Here is an 18,367-nt window from a genome sequence, read left to right as displayed (position 1 = left end):
GCGCGATAGCGCTGCTCGACCACCGACATGTCCACCAGGGCCAATCCGGCCTCCCGCGCATCCCGCCAACGACGGGAGCACAACGAAGCCGATCACGGCCGGTGTCAAACATGTCCTGAGAACACGGCGTCAAGCATGTCCCGAGACAAGACAACCGGCGCGACGCATCTACTGCCGAATTGACCTCTCATCAGTCAAGACGGCGCCTCCGGCGCCGCGCCGGCCACGGCCCTTCGGCCCTGGCCTCCCGCTCCGCTCCGGCGGGCCGGGGCCAGGGCCGGCGTGACTTGAAAGACCAGCACGACCTCCAGAGCTATTCGGCGGCGCGTCGTACCTCATTCTCGTGCCGGCGAAGGAAGTCCAGGACCAGGTCGGTTGGCCGGTCGAGTGCGTGCCCGCGTTCAGGCAGGACGACCACCTCAGCATGCTCGACGGTCGACGCAAGTCGGCGCTTCGTGCCCGCGCTGTCGAACAAGCGGTCACGTGCCCCCAGCACAACAAGCAGCGGCATCGAGAGCCGACGGAGGCTCTCGTCATCAAAGATCGGCAGCGGCTGCATCCGAGGTCTAAAGTGTCGCTGGATCGTCAGAGCGGATTCGGGGAGTGCGTCGCTTCCCACCAGCCACGACATCGACCGGCGAAGACTGACCAATCGTAGGAGCAGCGCCAAAACGAAGGTCTCCCATCGCTGACGCCCGATACCACCCGGACAGATCAGGATCAGTTCTGTCACCCGCTCCGGGTTGCGCTGCGCCCAATCCACCACAAGCCAGCCACCAAAAGACTCGCCGACCATCGCTGTGGTGGTCAGGTTCAGGGCATCGAGCACCTCGCCGAGCCACAGATGGTGTTCGGCCTGCAGGTCCAACCGCGTCGGTGCGCTCATCCCGGGTTCGCCGGGGACGTCTATGGCGTACACCCGCCGGTGCCGAGCCCACGCGGGGATGGCGGGTGCCCACGAGACTGAGTTGGCAGACGAGCCGTGCAACAACACCAGCGGCGGCTCCTGCTCGGGCCCGCTGACCACAACGAAGGTCGACCCGAAGGAAGTCGCGATCACTCGCTCCTCACGAGTCACTGGCCACGCAGCGAGTTCGTCGCGGTAACCCGCTTCAACGAGTCTCGCGCCCTCGGGCGAGTCGAAGATCATGTCGGCAACCCTCCCGAGGGGCTTTGATCAGACGTCGAGACCGGCTTCGACGCCCGGGCCGATCGCGAAAGTACTACCGGTCCGCGCCCGCCTCACGCAAAGGACTTCCCGCGATCGCCCGGAAAGTGGGCTGGCGGGGCCCCCGCCCCAGGCCGTCGCCAGGCCGCTGGAGGGCGTGCAGGGTCGAGTGGAACTGAGAAGTGTCGAGCAGCTCCGGCCCTGGTCGGAAGGCTGCGCGGGCGCGGTACCGCGGGTCGCCGGCGACGCCCGCAAGATCTACGACCTCTTCGACGGCGGACCGAGCCGACGACGCCCGTCGCCACCTCTTACCTACCTGGAACGAGGCGAGGTCGGGTGAGGCGGCGCGGACCGACCGGAGACGCCGGCGCTGGTCAGACGCGGTGACCGGCACTCCCCCGCACTGTCCGGAGGCGCGCCCTGGCAATCCGACGGTTGCAGGTTCGAGTCCTGCCGGGGGCGCCTGACCAGCGAGGACGAATGCGTCGCCGTCGCGGCGGAAGATCGATCCATCCTTTACCCATCCTCTGGCGATGGACTGTGCCTGTCGAGCGCGTAGCCGGCCGGCCAGGGGAAGAGCGGTGGACCCGACTTCGTCGGGCGGTCTGTCGGCCCCGGAGCGTCACACGGGCTGACCCCCGATCAAGAGTGCTGCGCGTCGCTGCGCGACGGACTCCGTCCCGCTCTTGACAACCCCATGTCAATCTCGGGGTGGGTCGTTCCCGTCGTGGGGAGTGTCCGGCCGTCCTGATCGGTGTCCAGGCCGGGGCCCTTCGGGTGGCCTTCGGCCAGCCTGGACACCGTCTGCGGGCGGCGGGAGGTGGCCACGATCAAGAAGCGACGCCGGTGCTGGTCAGGACACTGTTCTTCTCCCGGGAGATGCTTCGGCCGCGGCAGTCCCGCCGACCTGAGGCTGCCTGGGCCCCTCAGGAGCCGGTGGGGCGGGGCTTGTCGGTGGGTGATGGCACCGTGCGTCGATACACGGCTCAGCGTAGAGCCGCCAACTAAGCCCGGCGGTGGGCAACCGTCCCCCCCGGGGACAGCTGGCTCCCGTGTGTGACATCGGCAGCGGCGAGGAAGAAGGACGGCAGGGGCCATGCGCGACACCACGAACGACATCGACAGCATCTCCCGGCTTACGAGAAGCAAAGAGACGCGAGATGCGCACATCCCGGACAGCCACACCGACCTGTTCGACAAGAAGAGCTTCGCGCATCTCTGCTCGATCGGGCCGGATGGCGAACCGCAGGCCCACCCGGTGTGGTTCGACGCTGCTGACGGACAGTTACTGGTCTCCACCGGCACCGACCGGCAGAAATACCGGAACATCCAGCGGGACCCGCGGGTGTCGGTGTCGATCCTCGACCCGGACGACCCCTACCGATACCTGGAAGTACGCGGCCGGGTCGTCAAGGCCGAGCCCGATCCGCAGAAGGCTTTCCTCGACCGGCTGGCGCGCAAGTACCTGAATCAGGACACCTACCCCTACGAGCAGAGACGAGGAGTCGAGCGGGTAGTCCTGCACATTCAGCCAGAGCACGTTGTGACGGGCTGAGTACTGGCCCGACCGCTGCATGAACCGGGTCGCGGCAGCAGCGTTCGGAGTCGTGCGGCGGATGGGCCGCTGGTTCGCGAGGGCTCTGGCCAGCCAGGGCACCGCCTGCGGGCGGCGGGAGTGGGCCGCGATCAGGACGCGACGCTGGCGCTACGCCGGACCCGTTCGGTGCCGGTGGGCAGTCGGGAAGCGGGTCAGGAACGCCAGCGAGGTCTTGCCGTCGAGATCGCTGAACAGCCCGACCGCTCCCGGGTGGACCACCTGCAGGTGGGTGCGGAGCTGGTTGTGGGCCGCGACGCGGGCCTTGACGAGATCCGCGCGAGCGCGCACGAGCATCCGTAGCCCGACGGTGGGCTCGGTGTCCGTCTCCAGCGGGGTCAGGCGCCGGCGGTCGGTGCGCAGCACGTCGGCGAGCAGGTAGGCATCGAAGCGATCGTCCTTGTTCCCGGCGACGCTGTAGCGGGTGCGCAGCGCGGTGACCTGCCGGCTCGGGATGACGACACGGTCAGAGCCGCTTGCAGCAGGGCGGCCACGACCGGCCCGTCGCCACCTTCGATCGCGACCCTGCCGACCCGGTGGCGATGCAGGGCGGTCACCAGCTTGGCCAGTCCCACCTTGGTGTGCGCGACGCTGAACCGGGCGATCGCGGCGCCGGCGTCGTCGATCACGCACACGGCGTGCTCGGACCACGACCAGTCCGCCCCGGCCCATCGCACCGGCCCGACGACCTCTGCCTCGACCTCGCCGTCGTCGTCGCCACTGGCGATGCTGCTGCTGTTCGAACCCAGTTCCTGCTGGCTCATCGGCCTCGCTACTCCCGTCACGGTCAGGGACGCGCTCCGGTCGGGCGCGGCTGCCGGTCGGTCACTGAAGCGCTCGCGGCGCACAACCCCATCGCCGGTCAGCACGCCCGGTCCCGGGCAGGCCTCGCGCTTGTCAAGGAAGACCTCGAAGGGCTTGCGAGCCTGGGCGATGACCTGCCGGGCCGGGATGCGCACCGGCCCACTCCGGCCGGCAGGGCGAGCTTGCCCCAGTGACCGCGAGCCTCATGGGGCAAGCCGAGCCGAGTTCGACAGGCTCGGCGGTGGTAGCCGCCGTCCGGTGACCACTCCGCGAGCCTGGAGCCCCGACTCGTACGTGGAGGAGCGGAACAGGGTGCTGTTCGTCGGTGACGACTGGGCCGAGGACCACCACGACGTCGAGCTGCAGGACGTCACGGGCCGACGTCTGGTCCGGGCACGGCTACCGGAGGGGCTGCGGGGATCGCGCGGCTACACGAGCTGATCGCCACCGCGTTGTCCGAGCGCGATGACGAGAGCGGTGAATCCGGTGAGCCGGATCGGGTGTGGATCGGGTGTGAATCGGGATCGAGACCGACCGAGGTCCGTGGGTGCAGGCCTTGGTTGCGGCGGGTTACCGGGTGTTCCCGATCAACCCGCGTCAGGTGGCGCGCTATCGCGAGCGCCGCGGCAACGCCGGTGGCAAGAGCGACGTCGGAGACGCGCACGCGTTGGCGGACATGCTGCGCACGGACGGCCACCAGCTGCGCGCGGTCTCCGGGGACAGCCCGCTCGCGGCCGGGGTGAAGGTCATGGCCCGCGCGCCCGGCTGACCCGTCCGCAGATCGAAGCCGCGCTGCGCCACGCGCACCGTCACGGCGTCAAGGACGAGGCCGTCGCCCTGCAGACGGCGCTGCGCGCACAGGGGCTGACCCAACCGGCGCCGGTCGCGGCGGCGCACGCGGCGGTCACGCGGTCGCAGGTCGCGGTCATCGTCGCGGTGATCACCGAGATCGCCGCACTCGGGCGGACCCTCGGGACGGCGTTCGAGGCCCATCCCGAGGCGGAGATCTACCGCAGCCAGCCCGGGCTGGGGCCCGTGCTGGCGATGCGCGCGCTGGCCGAGTTCGGTGACGATCCCGAGCGCTACGCGGACGCCCGCGCCGGCAAGAACTACGCCGCCACCAGCCCGATCACCCGACAGTCGGGCAGGAAGAAGACCGTCGCGGCCCGGTTCGTGCACATCGACCGCCTCGTCGACGCCCTCACGCGCCAGGCCCAGGGCGCGCTGGTCGTCTCCCCCGGCGCGCGGCGCTACTACGACGAACTCCGCGGCCGAGGAGTCGGCCACTTCGCAGCGCTGCGCCAACTCGGCAACCGGCTCGTCGGGATCCTGCACGGCTGCCTCAAGAACAGCCTTCCCTACGACGAACACGTCGCGTGGGCTCACCGGTGGCCGCCAGCTGGTGCCACGAACCCTCCCGCGTCCCACCCTGGACAGCGCCGGCAACGGGCACAGCCCGCGTGTCGAGGGTGGACTGACGTCGACCCGACATGACTAATATGAGTCATGCATGTTGGTGACGAGCGGTCGGTGAACGTGCTGGGCGCGTGGGTGCTGGCCATGGCCGACGCGATGCGCGAGGCCGCGGAGCGCTCGACCGGGATGAGTGGCGCCGGGCCGGCCGCGCTGGTGGCGATCGCTGCGGAGCCGGGGATGAGTGTCGACACGCTGCGCCGCACGCTCGGGCTGACCCACCCCGGAGCGGTGCGGCTGGTCGACCGCCTCGAGCAGCGCGGCTGGGTCGAACGCGGCGCCGCTCCCGGACGGTCCGTAGCCCTGCGACCCACTACCGCCGGACTCGCCGCTCGAGATGCGCTGCTCGCCGCCCGCCACGACGCCCTCTCCGCGCAGCTCGAGCGCCTGGGAGCTGACCGGGAGCGCCTCGCCGGGTTGATCGAGCCGGTGCTGCTCGAGCTGGCGGCCGATCAGGGCGAGCTGCGCCGCCTGTGCCGGCTCTGCGATCGGGCGGCCTGCGAGCCCTGCCCGCCGTGGACGCATCTCCACTCGACGACCACCGATCAGGCCACTGCCGGGCCCGGGGCCCGCGATGAGGCCGAGGCGGGCGACAGGGATGGGTAGCGCGGCAGCGCTGTTGGGTCTCGCGGCGGCGGTGTCCTACGGCGTCGGGGACTTCGTCGGGGGCGCCCTCTCGCGGCGACTACCGACGTTGACCCTGCTCGTCCTGGGGCAAGGCGCCGCTCTGCTCGTCCTTCTTCCGGCAAGCATCGCCATGCCGGGAACACCCGACCCCGCGGCGTTGATGTGGGGCGGCGGGGCCGGACTGGCCGGCGTGGTCGGGAGCTACTGCTTCCTGCGCGGGTTCGCCACCGGCCGGCTCGGGGTGGTCACACCGGCCGCGTCGGTCACCGCGGCCGGACTGCCCGTGCTCGTCGACCTGCTCCGCGGTGTCACAGTCTCCGGTCCCACCGCAGCAGGAATCGCGCTCGCGATTATCGCCGTGGTGCTGGTTGGGGCCCGCGAGCCACAGAAGGCTGCGAGCTCGTCCTCCCTGGGGCCGACCCGCAGCGGCGTGGGATGGGGCCTGGGTGCCGGCGCCGCGCACGCGGTCATGTATGTCCTGCTAGCCGAAGCGCCGCCCGGAGCCGGGCTCTGGCCCGTCACCGCCGTGTTCGTCGTCATCGTGGGCGTCGCTCTGCCCACCGCCGTCGTGCGCGGCGCCCGGCTGCGTCTGTCACCACGCCAATGGCCGGCGGTCCTGACCATCGGCATGCTGTCGGCGGCAGGCACCGTGGCCTACCTGTTCGCCGCCAGCGCCGGCAGCGTCGGCGTCGCTGCCGTGACCACTGAACTTTCACCCGTCTTCACCGCGATCCTCGCCCGCGTGCTCCTCGCCGAACCCCTCCCGCCGCTGCGCAGCCTCGGGCTCCTCCTGGCCGTCCTGGCCAGCGTCCTCATCGGCGTCAGCTAACAGCCAGCGAGTAGAGCGCCCCGTCGCGGCTGCTCACGGCCGGGCGGCCGTGACGAACGATCGAGCCGCCTGCGGCGGCGCCGTTCTCTCTTCGGGCCCGGACGCTTGATCCGCCCGTCCCTCACCAGCAAGTGCCGCAGAACATTCTTCGGGCCGAGAGATCTTCTGCTCTCCGACCCTTGCTGGCGAGCCTCCACAGGCGGACGCGTCGCCCCCGGGGTGGAGGCACAAGAACGCCTCCACCGCCAGGACACCGGGCCCGATCACGCCACTCGGTCTCGGGTCCAACCGGGTGCCGACGACTTGACAGCGCGAGGCCAGGGATGTCTCCACGCCCGTGCTTATGCGCTCCAAGCGTGGCGGGGGCAGCACCCCGCCACCCCGACCGAGCCCGACAGCCCCACGGGCCATCAGGGGCTTGGAGGCCGATCACGCTGCGAGAGCCGCTCACCACCTGGGAGAACCGGTCCGCCCGCGACACCCTCACCCGCGCATTGGGCAACGTCTCCACCGACGAGGCCCGCGACGCCCTGACCCGCAGCCTCGCCGACATGCCCGACGTCGACCCTCTCGACGCGCTGCGCGAGGCCACCGAACTCGTTGCCCTCCTCCAGGGCTGGCCGTGGCAGACCGTCTACGCCGCCCGCCGCGCCGGAGCATCCTGGGACGCCGTTGCGACCGCCACCGGCGTCACCGGCGAGCGAGCCCGCAGCGACTACGCAGCGGCCATCGAGCGCCAGGACCGCTACGGAATCAACGACGTCAGCGCCTCCCGCGAGGCCCTGTGCAGCAGGCACGAGGACCAGCTCGATTGTCAGGACAGCTTGACAGTCAGGCTGACTTGACGGACTGTGGGTACATGACCACGCCCCAGGCCCTGGACCAGGACTTGACCCTGCGCACCGCTGTTGCTCGCTACGACGAGCTACGTCTCCGCGATTCCCTGGTTGATCCCGACGACCCCGATGGCGTCATACCGTTGGATCAAGCGGAGGCGCTAGAGCTGCTCGCACTCGGCGAACTCATCGCCCGGAAAGCCGTCGCTGGACGTCAGCTGACAGTGCGAACGGCGCGCTCAGCCGGCGCATCATGGGCTCAGATCGGGCGTGCGCTCGACACCACGCGCCAAGCCGCGTGGGAAGCGCATACGCGCTGGATCGACGCGCAGGTGAACGTACGCAACCCCGTCACCCAACTTGGTTTCGACGAGTCCGATGCCGCCGAGGCTCGCGCGGTGGCCGGAAGCCCTGACCAGGATGACGCTAGGGACGATTCGCAGCCCGGTCGCTCGGATCGAGAATGAACGCGCGCCGGTCCAGTCTCAGGAGACGTTGGCAGTTCGGTCTCGGGACATCGTCGACACCGGACCTAGTACTCCAGCCATGAATGATGCGGGTAGTTCGTGCGACCGCCCCAGCAGTTCCGCAGCGGGCCGCGCGATCAGCGATCGTGCTCCTGCACGTGTTCGAGCAGAGTGCTCGCGGCGAGTTGACCGAGCCCGTTCGCGGCCAGAGGGCTGTCGCCGCTCACCAACCGTCGGTCCCGGAGCACGTGGCCGGCCATGTCCTCGTTGGTGACCACGATGCCCTGCTCTCGCAGACGAGCGGCCGCGAGCCACGGCATGGGTCCGGGGATGTAGCCGATGTCGAGGTTGGCGCCGGTGTCGAGGGCGTCGGGGAACACGCACATCCGGTAGCCCTCGAACGGCGAGCGGTCGCGATGGCGGGCGGCAGCCACCAGCGCAGCAGGTCCGTGGCACAGCGTGATGATGTAGCGGTCGTCGGCCAGAGCCCAGTCCAGGACGCCCTGCACCTCGTCACTGCCAGCGAGGCCGATCATCGCGCCGTGGCCGCCGGGGATGAACACTGCGAGGTAGTCCGAGTCCGGCCCAAGCCCCTGCTTGACGACATCGGCGAGCTTGAGCGGGTCCTGGAACTGGGGGGCGAACGTGTCGTAGGCCTCGTGCACGGCCTTGTCGTCGGCGGGCATGGCCCAGTGTTCGAACTTCACCGGGTTGCCGGAGACGGTCGCGACATCGATTCCGAATCCGGTCTGGTGAAGGTGCATCATCGGCAGCAGGGTCTCCACGGGGTGGTTGCCGGTGGAGAACAGGCGGTCGTTCTGCATGGGCAGGTAGCGCTCGTCGACACCGATCACGAGCACTTTCCAGCGCCCGCCCGTGTAGCCGTTCGGCTGGTCGACGCCATCGAAGTCGGTGCGTGGGGGGACGTACTGGCCTAGCGAGTACGGCGAGGGAAAGAACGCGTTTGCGCTCTGCGGCATCCGGCGTCGGCTCTGTGGAGTCGGCGGACTTCTCGGCACTGGTCATCGCGGTGCTCCTATGGTGAGGGCCCTCAACGGACCGCTTTGGGTCACAGGTCGTGCTCGCTCCCGGCTCGTGCCGCTGGAAGCTCGCGTGCCTGACGGGCGAGCTGGCTGAGCAGATGACGGAATTGGACTCGCTCGGGCTCGGCCAGGGCATCGAGGACCTCGGCCTCCGCACCGGCCACCGCCTCTTCAACCTCGCCGAAGACCGCTCGCCCGTGGTCGGTCGCGACGACCTTGCGTGCTCGACGGTCGCCATCGGCAGGTTGCCGCTCGACGAGTCCGTCCTCGACGAGGTCGTCGATCACGTAGGGCAGCACGGTGCGGTCGATACCGAGGTACTCCGCGAGCGCGAGCTGGTTGGGGAGCTGCTTGTAGATGACGGCGTAGAGCAGCTGGTAACCGCGCGCTCCGCGGGGCAGGTGGTCCACGGTCGAGTCGACCGCGGCGCGGTACCGGCGTTGCAGCATCCCGATCGACCAACCGAGGTCGCAGTCAGGCTCCGTCATCGCCACCAAGTATGCCGAGCAAGCAAGTTGTATGTCAAATGATATGCGTGACTAGTGCATCGGCAGGAGGTCGGGCCCCGCGAGGCCGTCAGACGTTGGGGGAAGGTCAGCGACGCTGAGAAGCAGAGAGCAGCTTCGGCACTGGTCAGGAGCCTGCGGGCGCGCGAAGCCGCACGTCGCCGCGAGCGCCAGCAAGATCGACGACTTCGTCGACCATCCTGGACCACCGGCGGGCCACAGCACGCGGTACGTGACGGTCGACCACGGGTGGTCGGCGCAGGCGCCGCACCGAGGGCAGGCCCGGTTGGCCGCACCTCAGTGGCGGCACGGACCACGGCGAACAGCGACGGACCCGTCCTCGTCGGAAGTCTGTCGGCCCCGGAGCGTGACACGGGCTCCAAGCGTGGCGAGGGCAGCGCCCCGCCACTCCGACCGGGATCCACGTCGCCCGACGAGCCGGCGTCAACGGGGAACTGATCGCGAACGCCACCCGCACGACCGTCGAGCAGGCACGCGACGACGACGCCGCGGTGCTCGAACGCCAGGAGCGCATCGGCGCCGAGGTCGCCGCCTATCGCGTCGTGCTGTGGGCGGACGTGATCATCTTTTCGAGCGCGGCTCCGAGTTCGTGGCGAGTCGGGTTGTGCACGTAGAGGCTCCGGTACAGCGCGGGTTCGAGCTGGCGCACGGCAACGCCTACCGGGCAGGGTGTGGGCAGGGCCAGGGCAGGAACGACGCCGGCGGTGATGCCTGCCCGAGCCATCGCCACGACGGTGTGGACATCTCGTACGACGTGCGCGGGTGTCCAGGTGACGCCGTGCTCGGCAAAGCCGGCCGCCAGCCGTGGCCCGCACGTTCCGCCGGGGTCGGCGACTCCGACCACGACGAGCTCGGCGAGCGGAATGCGGTCGTAGCGGCAGAGCGCGTGATCGACCGGCAGCACGGCGAGGAACTCGTCGACGATCTCCTGGGTCGGTTCCGACGTCGGCTCGCCGTTCGATGCGCTGCTGGTGACCGCGAGGTCGACCACCTCGGTCCGCAGCCAGCTGAACAGCTCGTCGTCGTCGCCTTGGACGGTGAGCACGTCGCACCCGGGCCGGTCGCGCTGTAGAGCGACGATCGCGTCCGGCACGAGTTGGACCATGGCACTGGCTACCGCGCCAACGCGCAACGCCGGCGGCAGGTCCTGCTGGCGCAGCGCCTCGATGGCGGCGAGGTGCTCACCGACGGCCCGCGCGTGCTCAGCCACCTGGCGGCCGAGCGCGCTCAGGGACACGCGGGGGCCGGCGCGGTCGACGACGGTACCGCCGAGCTGGTGTTCGAGGCTCGCGATGCTGCGGCTGACCGCGGACTGTGTGCGTCCGAGGACCTGGCCGGCCCGGGTGAAGCTGCCCTGCTCCTCGATCGCGAGCAGCGCCTCCAGGTGCCCGATCGTCACGTTCACGCCCGCATGCTCTCAACGCATGATGCGCATGACCAGGATTCGTTGGACGCATCCCGGCCTGCCTGTTGAGGTACCGCTATGCCGCCTCAACCCGCGGGAACGCCGCCCACCAGCACGACGCGCGTGCTGGCAGCCTTGATCGGGTTGTGGCTGTGCTGGGGAACGTCGTTCCCCGCGATCCGAGTGATGGTGCAGACCCTGCCGCCTCTGACCTCCTCGGGAGCGGTCTTCCTGGTGGCGGGTGCTGCACTCGCCGCAGCTCGGCCCGATGTACTTCACCACCTCACGAGGCGGCAGATGCTCAGCGCGGCAGGCATCGGGCTGGGCTTGCTGGGCGCGCAGGGAGCGGTCGCCGCGGCCGAGCGATACGTCTACGCGAGCACAGCCGCCCTGCTCGTGGCGGTCATTCCGCTGTGGGTGGCGATCTTCCAGGTCGTCGTGGGCGAGCGCCCGAGCCGGGCGAGCGTGATGCGGTTGGTGGTCGGTTTCGCCGGCGTCGCCGTCGTCCTCGTCGCCACCTCGTCGAGCGCGGTACTTGGTTGGTCCACATGGACGCTCGTCGTCCTCGCCGCGGCCATGTGCTGGGCGGGCGCCACTCTGGCGGCCTCGCGCTCGACGTCGATGCCCGATCCGCGGGCCGCGACGATCCTCCAGCTGCTCGCCGGCGGCTCCGGACTACTGGTCGTCGGGGCAAGCACCGGCGAGCTCGGTGAACTCGCACCGGGCACGGTGGCCGTCGGGTCCCTCGTGGCGATGCTGTACCTGGTCATCATCGACTCGCTGGCCGGGTTCGTGCTCTACAACTGGTTGCTGCGCACAGCTTCCGTCGCGCTCGTGAGCACCTACGCCTATGCCGTCCCCGTCGTCGCCTACACGATCGGGGTCCTGGTCCTGGGCGAGCCCTTCCACCCCGCAGTGCTGGTCGGCGGCGCCGCGATCGTGGTCGCCGTCGCCGGCGAAGTAGGTCCGAGAAGACAGGACGCTCCCGCGGAAACGTCCACAACGGGAGCGCGATGGTCCGCGGCGGGCTCGACGGGGACCTGGACCGCGTGCGGCCGGCGCGCACGATCGCGGCGGGGCTGATCGGGGAGGACCGACCGAAACCCGGTCGTCGATCGGAACGGACATCTCTAGCGTTCCGCGGATGTCGCGCCTCCTGTGCGTCGCCCTCGCGGGTCACGGTCACGTCACGCCGATGCTGCCGATCGTCACGGAGCTGGTGCGCCGGGGCCATGAGGTCGGGTTCGCCTGCGGCCCGGAGCACGCCGACGCCGTGACGCGCGCGGGCGCGACATGGGTGGAACTGCCGGGCCTGGCGCCGTTCGTCCCGCCGGGCGAGGTCGGGCCGGCCGTGGTCGTCGCGTGGTTCCGGCACTTCTTCGCGGCCCTCGCCCGCACCTTCCCCGTGCTCCTCGCCCACGCCCGCGCACGCCGCCCCGATGTCGTCGTCTACGACGCCACGAACTGGCCCGGCCGGCTCGTGGCACGGGCGCTGGGCGTGCCCGCGGTGCGGACGGTGCCGAACCTCGCCGAGAACGACCACTGGCGCGGGATCGAGCACGCGCTCTTCGACGGGCTCCGCGACCACCCCGAGACCGCCCGGCTCACCGACGACGTCGCGGCGTTCGCCCGCGAGCACCGCGTCGAGCTCGACGTGGCGGCGACGATGGAGGTCGTCGAGGACCTCAACCTCGTGTTCGTGCCGCGCTCGTTCCAGCCGGCCGGCGACACCTTCGACGGCCGCTTCCGGTTCCTCGGGCCCGTCATCGGGGAGCGCGCGGCCGCGCCCTGGAGCCCTCCGGTCGAGGACCGCCCCCTCGTCCACGTCTCCCTCGGCTCGATCTTCACGGGGCGTCCCGACATCTACCGCGCGTGCCGCGACGCGTTCGCCGACGGGCGGTTCGCGGTGACCATGACCGTCGGCGACACCGACCCGACGGCCCTCGGCCCGCTGCCGCCGACGATGCAGGTGGCGGCCTGGTCGCCACAGCTCGCGGTGCTGGCGCGGTCGGCGGCGTTCGTGACCCACGCCGGCATGAACTCGACGATGGAGGCGGTGCACCACGGCGTGCCGATGGTGGCGGTGCCGCAGATGCCCGAGCAGGTCGTCAACGCCGACAGGCTCGCGGAGCTCGACCTCGGCCGGCGGCTCCCCGACGACGCCATCACGGCGGCGTCGGTGCGGGCCGCGGTGGACGAGGTGACGACGAGCCCGGCGGTGGCGGCGGCGGTCGCGGCGATGCGCGAGGACGCCCGTCGTGGCGGCGGTGCGCGGGCGGGTGCGGACGCGATCGAGGGCGCCGTCGCGGAGCGCTGACGCTCGGTGCGGGGGACGCTTCGGAGATCGAAGCGTCTCCACGAACGTCGTCGGCTCCTCCCTCGTCCAGTAGCCATGGCTTATAGAGTCGGCGTATGCACGCGATGGACGTGCTCGGCGACCCCGTCCGCCGGCGGATCCTCGAGCTCCTCGCCGAGGGTGAGCTGGCGTCGGGGGCCGTCGTCGACCGCATCCGCGCGGAGTTCGGTATCTCGCAGCCCGGGGTGTCGCAGCACCTGCGCGTCCTGCGCGAGAACGGACTGGCGTCGGTGCGCGCCGAGGGCACGCGGCGGCTGTACTCCGTCGACGCGGGCGGCCTGCGCGAGGTCGACGGCTGGCTCGCGCCGTTCCGGCACTTCTGGGAGCAGCGCCTCGACGCGCTGGGCACCGAGATCGCTCGCGGCAAGCGCGCACGGCGGGACGAGGACGCGTGAACGCCGCCGTCGCCCGGCTGTGGTCCCGCGACAGGTGACTCACGGGTAGGTCACACTGGCGGGGCACGTCCGTCGGGCGTGCCGGGGGTCGGAGGGGTGCTGAAGTGGCGACGATGTCGTTCCGGGACGCGATGTTCCTGCTCGCGGAGTCGCGGGAGCGGCCCACCCACGTCGGGTCGCTGATGCTCTTCGACCGTCCCGAGGGCTCGGATCCGGACTTCCTCGCCGACCTGCACCGTCGGCTCGTCTCCGGTGACGTCGACATCGCCCCGCTGTTCCGCCGCCGCGCGACCCGCGGGCTGTCGACGCTGGGCCAGTGGGCCTGGGTGAACGACGACGACATCGACATCGAGTACCACGTGCGGCTGTCCGCGCTGCCGCGTCCGGGACGCATCCGCGAGCTCCTCGAGCTGGTCTCGCGCCTGCACGGCAGCCTGCTCGACCGCCACCGCCCGCTGTGGGAGTTCCACCTCATCGAAGGCGTGGAGGGCGAGCGCTTCGCGGTCTACGGCAAGATCCACCACGCGATGATGGACGGGGTCCGCGCGATGCGGCACCTCGAGAAGGCGTTGAGCACCGACACCGAGAAGCGCGACATGGCGCCGTTCTGGGCCGTCGACCCGCGCCCGGGCCGCGAGAGCCGCCCGGTCGGCGAGAAGGCGCCCGCGTCGACGGGAGCGCTCGGGACCGCGCGCGAGTACGTCGGCGGCGCACTACGCACCGCGGGCACGCTCGCCGAGACGGTCGGCCAGTCCCTCAACGTGGGCCCGGCGCTGGTGTCGTCGCTGTACCGCGGCCTGGTCGAGCACGAGCTGGCGCTGCCGTTCGAGGCGCCGCCGTCGATGCTCAACGTCCCGATCACCGGGGCCCGGCGGTTCGCGGCGCAGTCGTGGCCACTCAAGCGGATCCAGCGGGTCCGCGAGCGCACCGGGACGACGGTCAACGACGTCATGCTCGCGATGAGCGCGGGCGCGCTGCGGCGCTACCTGGAGGCGCACGACGGCCTGCCCGAGAAGCCCCTCGTGGCCGCCCTGCCCGTGGCGCTCGAGGACTCCGGGTCGGGCAACGCGCTGGGCGCGATCCTCGTCAACCTCGCCACCAACGAGCCCGACCCCGCCGAGCGGCTGCGGAAGATCCGGCAGTCGGGGCTCGCGGCCAAGGAGAACCTGCAGGGCCGCGACCCGATGACGATCGCCGCGCTGTCGGCCGTCGTCGCCGCCCCGATCGGGATGGGGCTGGTCCCGGGCGCGTCGGCGATCAACCAGGGCTTCAACCTGATCATCTCGAACGTGCCCGGCCCGAAGGACCCGCTCTACTGGGAGGGCGCGAAGCTCGACGGGATCTATCCGATCTCGGTGCCGCTCGACGGGCAGGCGCTCAACATCACGGTCATGTCGTACGCGGACGACATGGAGATCGGGGTGACCGGCGACCGGCGCGCGGTGCCGCACCTGCAGCACCTGCTCGGCTACCTCGAGGAGGCGCTGGTCGAGCTGGAGGCGGTGGCGGACGCCGCCGACGACCCGGAGCCGGAGCCGGAGTCGCAGGGCAGCGGGACGAAGGAGCGCTGAGGTGCGCCTCGTCGGCGCGTCGACGACCTAGATCTCGATCTCGGCCAGGACGTCGTGCACCCGGTCGAACAGCGGTAGGCGCGCGGTGTAGACGGCCGCGTCGTCACCCGGGCGCAGCGTCTCGCCGAGGGGGATGCGCTCGGCGGCGCCGACCAGCGCGTCGGGACCCGGCGGGAGCAGGCCGACGCCCTGCATCCCGAGCAGCGCGGCGCCGAACGCCGAGCCCTGGTCGACGGTGGGGAAGCCGACGGGCACGTCGAGGGCGTCGGTGAGCATCCGCCGCCACAGCGCGCTGCGGGCGAAGCCGCCGGTGGCGCGCACCTCGTGGACGGCGAGGTCGGCCTCGCGCATCGCGTCGAGCACGAGGCGCAGCTGCAGGCAGACGCCCTCCAGCAGGGCGCGCGTGACGTGCCCCGCGGTGTGGCGGCGGTGCAGGCCGACGAGCGCGCCGGCGCCGCCGACGTCCCAGTGCGGGGCGCGTTCCGGGAGCAGGTGGGGCAGGGCGAGCAGGCCGTCGGCCCCGGCGGGGACGCCGGTCGCGGCGGCGAGCAGATCGTCGACGTCGCGGTGCAAGGTCTCGTGCGCCCAGTCGAGGACCAGTCCGCCGTTGGTGATCGCCCCGCCGACGACCCAGCGCTGGTCGGCGAGGCCGTAGCAGAACACGCGCCCGCGGGGGTCGACGGCGGGACGTTCGACGGTGACGCGCAGCGCCCCGCTGGTCCCGATCGAGCACGCGGCGACGCCGGGACGGACGGCGCCGACGCCGAGGTTCGCGAGCGGTCCGTCGCCGCCCCCGGCGACGACGGGGACGCCGGTGGGCAGGCCCCAGCCAGGGTCGCGCAGCCGTCCGACGACGGCGTTCGGGGCGACGGGTTCGCCGAGGGCGGAGGCGGTGATGCCGGCGATGTCCAGGGCCTCGGGATCCCACGTGCCGGTGGCGATGTCGAACAGGCCGGTGCCCGACGCGCACGAGGTGTCGGCGACCCGGGCGCCGGTGGCGCGGGCCAGCACGAACTCCTTGATCCCGCCCCACGTGTGTGCGGCGGCGTGCAGGCTGGGGCGCGCGCGGTGCAGCCAGGCGAGTTTCACCAGCGGGCTCATCGGGTGCACCGGGGTGCCGGTGCGCCGGTGCAGGGCGAGCGCGTCGGCGTGGGCGCGGAGCTCGCGGGCGGTGTCGCTCGCGCGGCTGTCGGCCCACGTGATGAGCGGGCCGAGCGGGTCGCCCCCCGCGTCGAGGGCGAGCAGCCCGTGCATCGCCGAGCTGAACGACAGCGCCGCGACGCGGGCGGGGTCGAGGTCGGCGACGGCGTCGCGCACGGCGTCGCCGACCGCCTCGTACAGCGCCTCGGGGTCCTGGACGGCGGCGCCGGGCTCGGGCTCGTCGAGGTGGTGGGGCGCCTCGCCGTGGCCGGCGACAACTCGGTCGGCGCCGTCGGCGGAGAACGCGACGGCCTTGGTGGCCGTGGTGCCGATGTCGACACCGAGCACGAGGTCGGGCGTCACAGGACCAGGCTCGCGAGCAGCACGACGATCAGACCCACCACCGAGACGATCGTCTCCATCACCGACCAGGTGCGGAACGTGTCGCGCACCGACATGCCGAAGTACTCGCGGACCAGCCAGAAGCCGGCGTCGTTGACGTGCGAGAAGAACACCGAGCCGGCGCCGATCGCGAGCACCACGAGCACGGGGTTCACAGTCGGGTCGACGGCGAGCACCGGGGCGACGATGCCGGCCGCGGTCACGGTGGCGACGGTGGCCGAGCCCGTCGCGAGCCGGATGATCACCGCGACGAACCAGGCGAGCAGGAGCACCGGGATGCCCGCGCCCGCGACCGCCTTGGCCAGGGCGTCACCGATGCCGGAGTCGATGAGGACCTGCTTGAACCCGCCGCCGGCGCCGATGATCAGCAGGATCGAGGCGGCGGGAACGAGGCCGGCGGCGGCGAGCGACGACACCTCGGAGCCCGGGAGACCCCGGCGGAACCCGAAGGTCCACAGGGCCAGCAGCAGCGCGAGCAGCAGGGCCACCACGGGCTCGCCGAGGAACTCGGCGACGCTCTTCACGCCACCGTCGGGCAGGGCGACGTCGGCGACGGTGCGCAGGAGCATGAGCACGACGGGCAGCAGGATCGTCGTCAGCGTGGCCGCCAGCCCGGGCCGCGGGCGGGTCACCGTGTCCGTGCCGACCGAAGGGCTCCCTCGCTCGGAAGAGCCGGCGGGGGGAGCCCCTGGTCGGGACGACTCGCCCGCCCCGGAATCCGACGAAGGGTTCCCCTCGCCGGCTGTATCGACCGAGGGGGCCCTTCGGTCGGAAGCAGGCGCGCCGGAACCGCCGGGGACCGCGACGAGGCCGGGCGGGGGCGAGGCGGTCGCCCGCCGGGCGGCGTCGTTCGCGAAGAGCGGTCCCGCGACGGCCACGGTCGGGATCGCGAGGACGAGGCCGACGAGCAGGGTGAGGCCGAGGTCGGCGCCGAGGGCGTCGACGGCGACGAGCGGGCCGGGATGCGGGGGCACGAAGGCGTGCAGCACCGACAGTCCGGCCAGTGCCGGGATACCGACGCGCAGGATCGCCGAGCGTCCCTGCTCGTCGCGGCCGTCGACGGCGTCGGCCGGCAGCATCCGCACCGCGACCACGAACACGACGGGCAGGACGAGCACGACGCCGATCTCGAAGAACAGCGGGATGCCGAGGACCATCGCCAGGCCCGCGACGGCCCACGGCAGCGTGCGGTGGCCGGAGCGGCGCAGGATCGTCTCGGCGAGCAGGTCGGCGCCGCCGGAGGCGGCCAGCAGCTTGCCGAGCATCGTGCCCAGGCCGAGCACGATCCCGACGTCGCCGAGAGTGCTGCCGACGCCGTCGGTGAACGACTCGACCGTGCCCTCGGGGCCGAGGCCGGCGGCGAGGCCGAGCACCAGCGACCCCACCATCAGCGCCGGGAACGCGTGCAGCCGCAGGCGCGAGGTGATCAGGACGATCACCAGGACGACCACGGCCGCGGCCGTCACCACCAGGCGGGTGTCGCTCGCGGTCCACATGCCGGGTCCTGTTCCCCGACACGACCGGCGCCACCCTGCCGCCCCGTCCTGCGCCTGCGGGAGGCCGCGCCTAGGCTCGCCCGCGGAGGCGTCAGGGTGCCTGGTGGCCCCCGCGGTCTTCAACACCGTAGTGGCCGGGTATCTCGGCCAGGCGGGTTCGATTCCCGTCCGCCTCCGCCACCTCCCCCGGGTCCAGACGCCGTGCCCGAGGCCACCACACCACCACGCGAGGAG

General features: G+C 71.6%; 15 protein-coding genes, 1 tRNA gene and 2 pseudogenes. 11 read left to right on the top strand and 7 right to left on the bottom strand.

Features of this window, described 5'->3' with window-relative positions; all coding sequences use genetic code 11:
- Window positions 1-313 precede the first annotated feature (313 nt).
- Window positions 314-1,150, bottom strand: coding sequence for an alpha/beta fold hydrolase (locus AC2A1K_RS06390; protein WP_483895470.1), 837 nt, complete (start codon window positions 1,148-1,150; stop codon window positions 314-316).
- A gap of 1,114 nt (window positions 1,151-2,264) precedes the next feature.
- Between AC2A1K_RS06390 and AC2A1K_RS06385 the strand changes: the two genes are divergently transcribed.
- Window positions 2,265-2,723, top strand: a complete 459-nt coding sequence (locus AC2A1K_RS06385; protein ID WP_483895469.1) for a PPOX class F420-dependent oxidoreductase — start codon at window positions 2,265-2,267, stop codon at window positions 2,721-2,723.
- Window positions 2,724-2,873: 150 nt separating this feature from the next.
- Here the strand turns inward: AC2A1K_RS06385 and AC2A1K_RS06380 are convergent.
- Window positions 2,874-3,526 (bottom strand): annotated as a pseudogene (locus tag AC2A1K_RS06380) (IS110 family transposase).
- A 352-nt stretch (window positions 3,527-3,878) separates the two neighbouring features.
- Between AC2A1K_RS06380 and AC2A1K_RS06375 the strand changes: the two are divergent.
- The 5 genes and pseudogenes from AC2A1K_RS06375 to AC2A1K_RS06355 all read left to right on the top strand — a co-directional run.
- Window positions 3,879-4,982, top strand: a pseudogene (locus tag AC2A1K_RS06375) (IS110 family transposase); the annotation flags it as partial.
- A 114-nt stretch (window positions 4,983-5,096) separates the two neighbouring features.
- Window positions 5,097-5,645: a MarR family winged helix-turn-helix transcriptional regulator gene (locus AC2A1K_RS06370; RefSeq protein ID WP_483895468.1), complete on the top strand. Its 549-nt coding sequence runs from the start codon at window positions 5,097-5,099 to the stop codon at window positions 5,643-5,645.
- Window positions 5,638-6,495 (top strand): DMT family transporter, encoded by an 858-nt coding sequence (locus AC2A1K_RS06365; protein ID WP_483895467.1) that lies wholly within the window; start codon window positions 5,638-5,640, stop codon window positions 6,493-6,495. Before AC2A1K_RS06370 ends, AC2A1K_RS06365 begins: the two co-directional genes overlap by 8 nt.
- Window positions 6,496-6,989: 494 nt before the next feature.
- Complete coding sequence (locus AC2A1K_RS06360) at window positions 6,990-7,340, top strand: hypothetical protein (protein ID WP_483895466.1); 351 nt, start codon at window positions 6,990-6,992, stop codon at window positions 7,338-7,340.
- 14 nt (window positions 7,341-7,354) lie between these two features.
- Entirely contained in the window at window positions 7,355-7,798 is a 444-nt protein-coding gene (locus AC2A1K_RS06355; protein WP_483895465.1) for a hypothetical protein, read from the top strand.
- Window positions 7,799-7,935: 137 nt separating this feature from the next.
- Here AC2A1K_RS06355 and hchA read toward each other — a convergent pair whose 3' ends face one another.
- The 3 genes from hchA to AC2A1K_RS06340 all read right to left on the bottom strand — a co-directional run bounded on the left by hchA (window position 7,936) and on the right by AC2A1K_RS06340 (window position 10,767).
- On the bottom strand, window positions 7,936-8,778 hold the full coding sequence (gene hchA / locus AC2A1K_RS06350; protein ID WP_483895464.1) for a glyoxalase III HchA: 843 nt from the start codon (window positions 8,776-8,778) through the stop codon (window positions 7,936-7,938).
- Window positions 8,779-8,867: 89 nt separating this feature from the next.
- On the bottom strand, window positions 8,868-9,329 hold the full coding sequence (locus tag AC2A1K_RS06345) for a MarR family winged helix-turn-helix transcriptional regulator (protein ID WP_483895463.1): 462 nt from the start codon (window positions 9,327-9,329) through the stop codon (window positions 8,868-8,870).
- 571 nt (window positions 9,330-9,900) lie between these two features.
- Entirely contained in the window at window positions 9,901-10,767 is an 867-nt protein-coding gene (locus AC2A1K_RS06340) for a LysR family transcriptional regulator (RefSeq protein ID WP_483895490.1), read from the bottom strand.
- A gap of 84 nt (window positions 10,768-10,851) precedes the next feature.
- Here AC2A1K_RS06340 and AC2A1K_RS06335 point away from each other — a divergent pair, with 84 nt between their 5' ends.
- From AC2A1K_RS06335 to AC2A1K_RS06320, 4 genes are all read left to right on the top strand, one after another.
- On the top strand, window positions 10,852-11,856 hold the full coding sequence (locus tag AC2A1K_RS06335; RefSeq protein WP_483895462.1) for an EamA family transporter: 1,005 nt from the start codon (window positions 10,852-10,854) through the stop codon (window positions 11,854-11,856).
- A gap of 61 nt (window positions 11,857-11,917) precedes the next feature.
- On the top strand, window positions 11,918-13,090 hold the full coding sequence (locus tag AC2A1K_RS06330; protein WP_483895461.1) for a macrolide family glycosyltransferase: 1,173 nt from the start codon (window positions 11,918-11,920) through the stop codon (window positions 13,088-13,090).
- Between the two features lie 95 nt (window positions 13,091-13,185).
- Entirely contained in the window at window positions 13,186-13,524 is a 339-nt protein-coding gene (locus AC2A1K_RS06325; protein WP_483895460.1) for an ArsR/SmtB family transcription factor, read from the top strand.
- Window positions 13,525-13,637: 113 nt separating this feature from the next.
- On the top strand, window positions 13,638-15,095 hold the full coding sequence (locus AC2A1K_RS06320) for a WS/DGAT/MGAT family O-acyltransferase (RefSeq protein WP_483895489.1): 1,458 nt from the start codon (window positions 13,638-13,640) through the stop codon (window positions 15,093-15,095).
- Between the two features lie 27 nt (window positions 15,096-15,122).
- On the opposite strand, the gene AC2A1K_RS06315 is transcribed toward AC2A1K_RS06320, so the two are convergent.
- Together AC2A1K_RS06315 and AC2A1K_RS06310 are read right to left on the bottom strand one after the other, a co-directional pair.
- Window positions 15,123-16,598 carry a gluconokinase gene (locus AC2A1K_RS06315; protein ID WP_483895459.1) on the bottom strand — a complete coding sequence of 492 codons (1,476 nt, stop codon included), beginning with the start codon at window positions 16,596-16,598 and terminating at the stop codon, window positions 15,123-15,125.
- Window positions 16,595-18,133, bottom strand: coding sequence for a GntT/GntP/DsdX family permease (locus AC2A1K_RS06310; RefSeq protein ID WP_483895458.1), 1,539 nt, complete (start codon window positions 18,131-18,133; stop codon window positions 16,595-16,597). The genes AC2A1K_RS06315 and AC2A1K_RS06310 overlap by 4 nt, the downstream gene beginning before the upstream one ends.
- Before the next feature lie 84 nt (window positions 18,134-18,217).
- Here AC2A1K_RS06310 and AC2A1K_RS06305 point away from each other — a divergent pair.
- Window positions 18,218-18,313 (top strand) — tRNA-Sec (locus AC2A1K_RS06305).
- The last annotated feature ends 54 nt before the right edge of the window (window positions 18,314-18,367 follow it).

The organism is Actinomycetospora sp. 2LY8.5 (genome assembly GCF_057180585.1).
The sequence above is the reverse complement of the archived record's forward strand: the minus strand, read 5'-3'. Positions and strand labels throughout refer to the sequence as shown.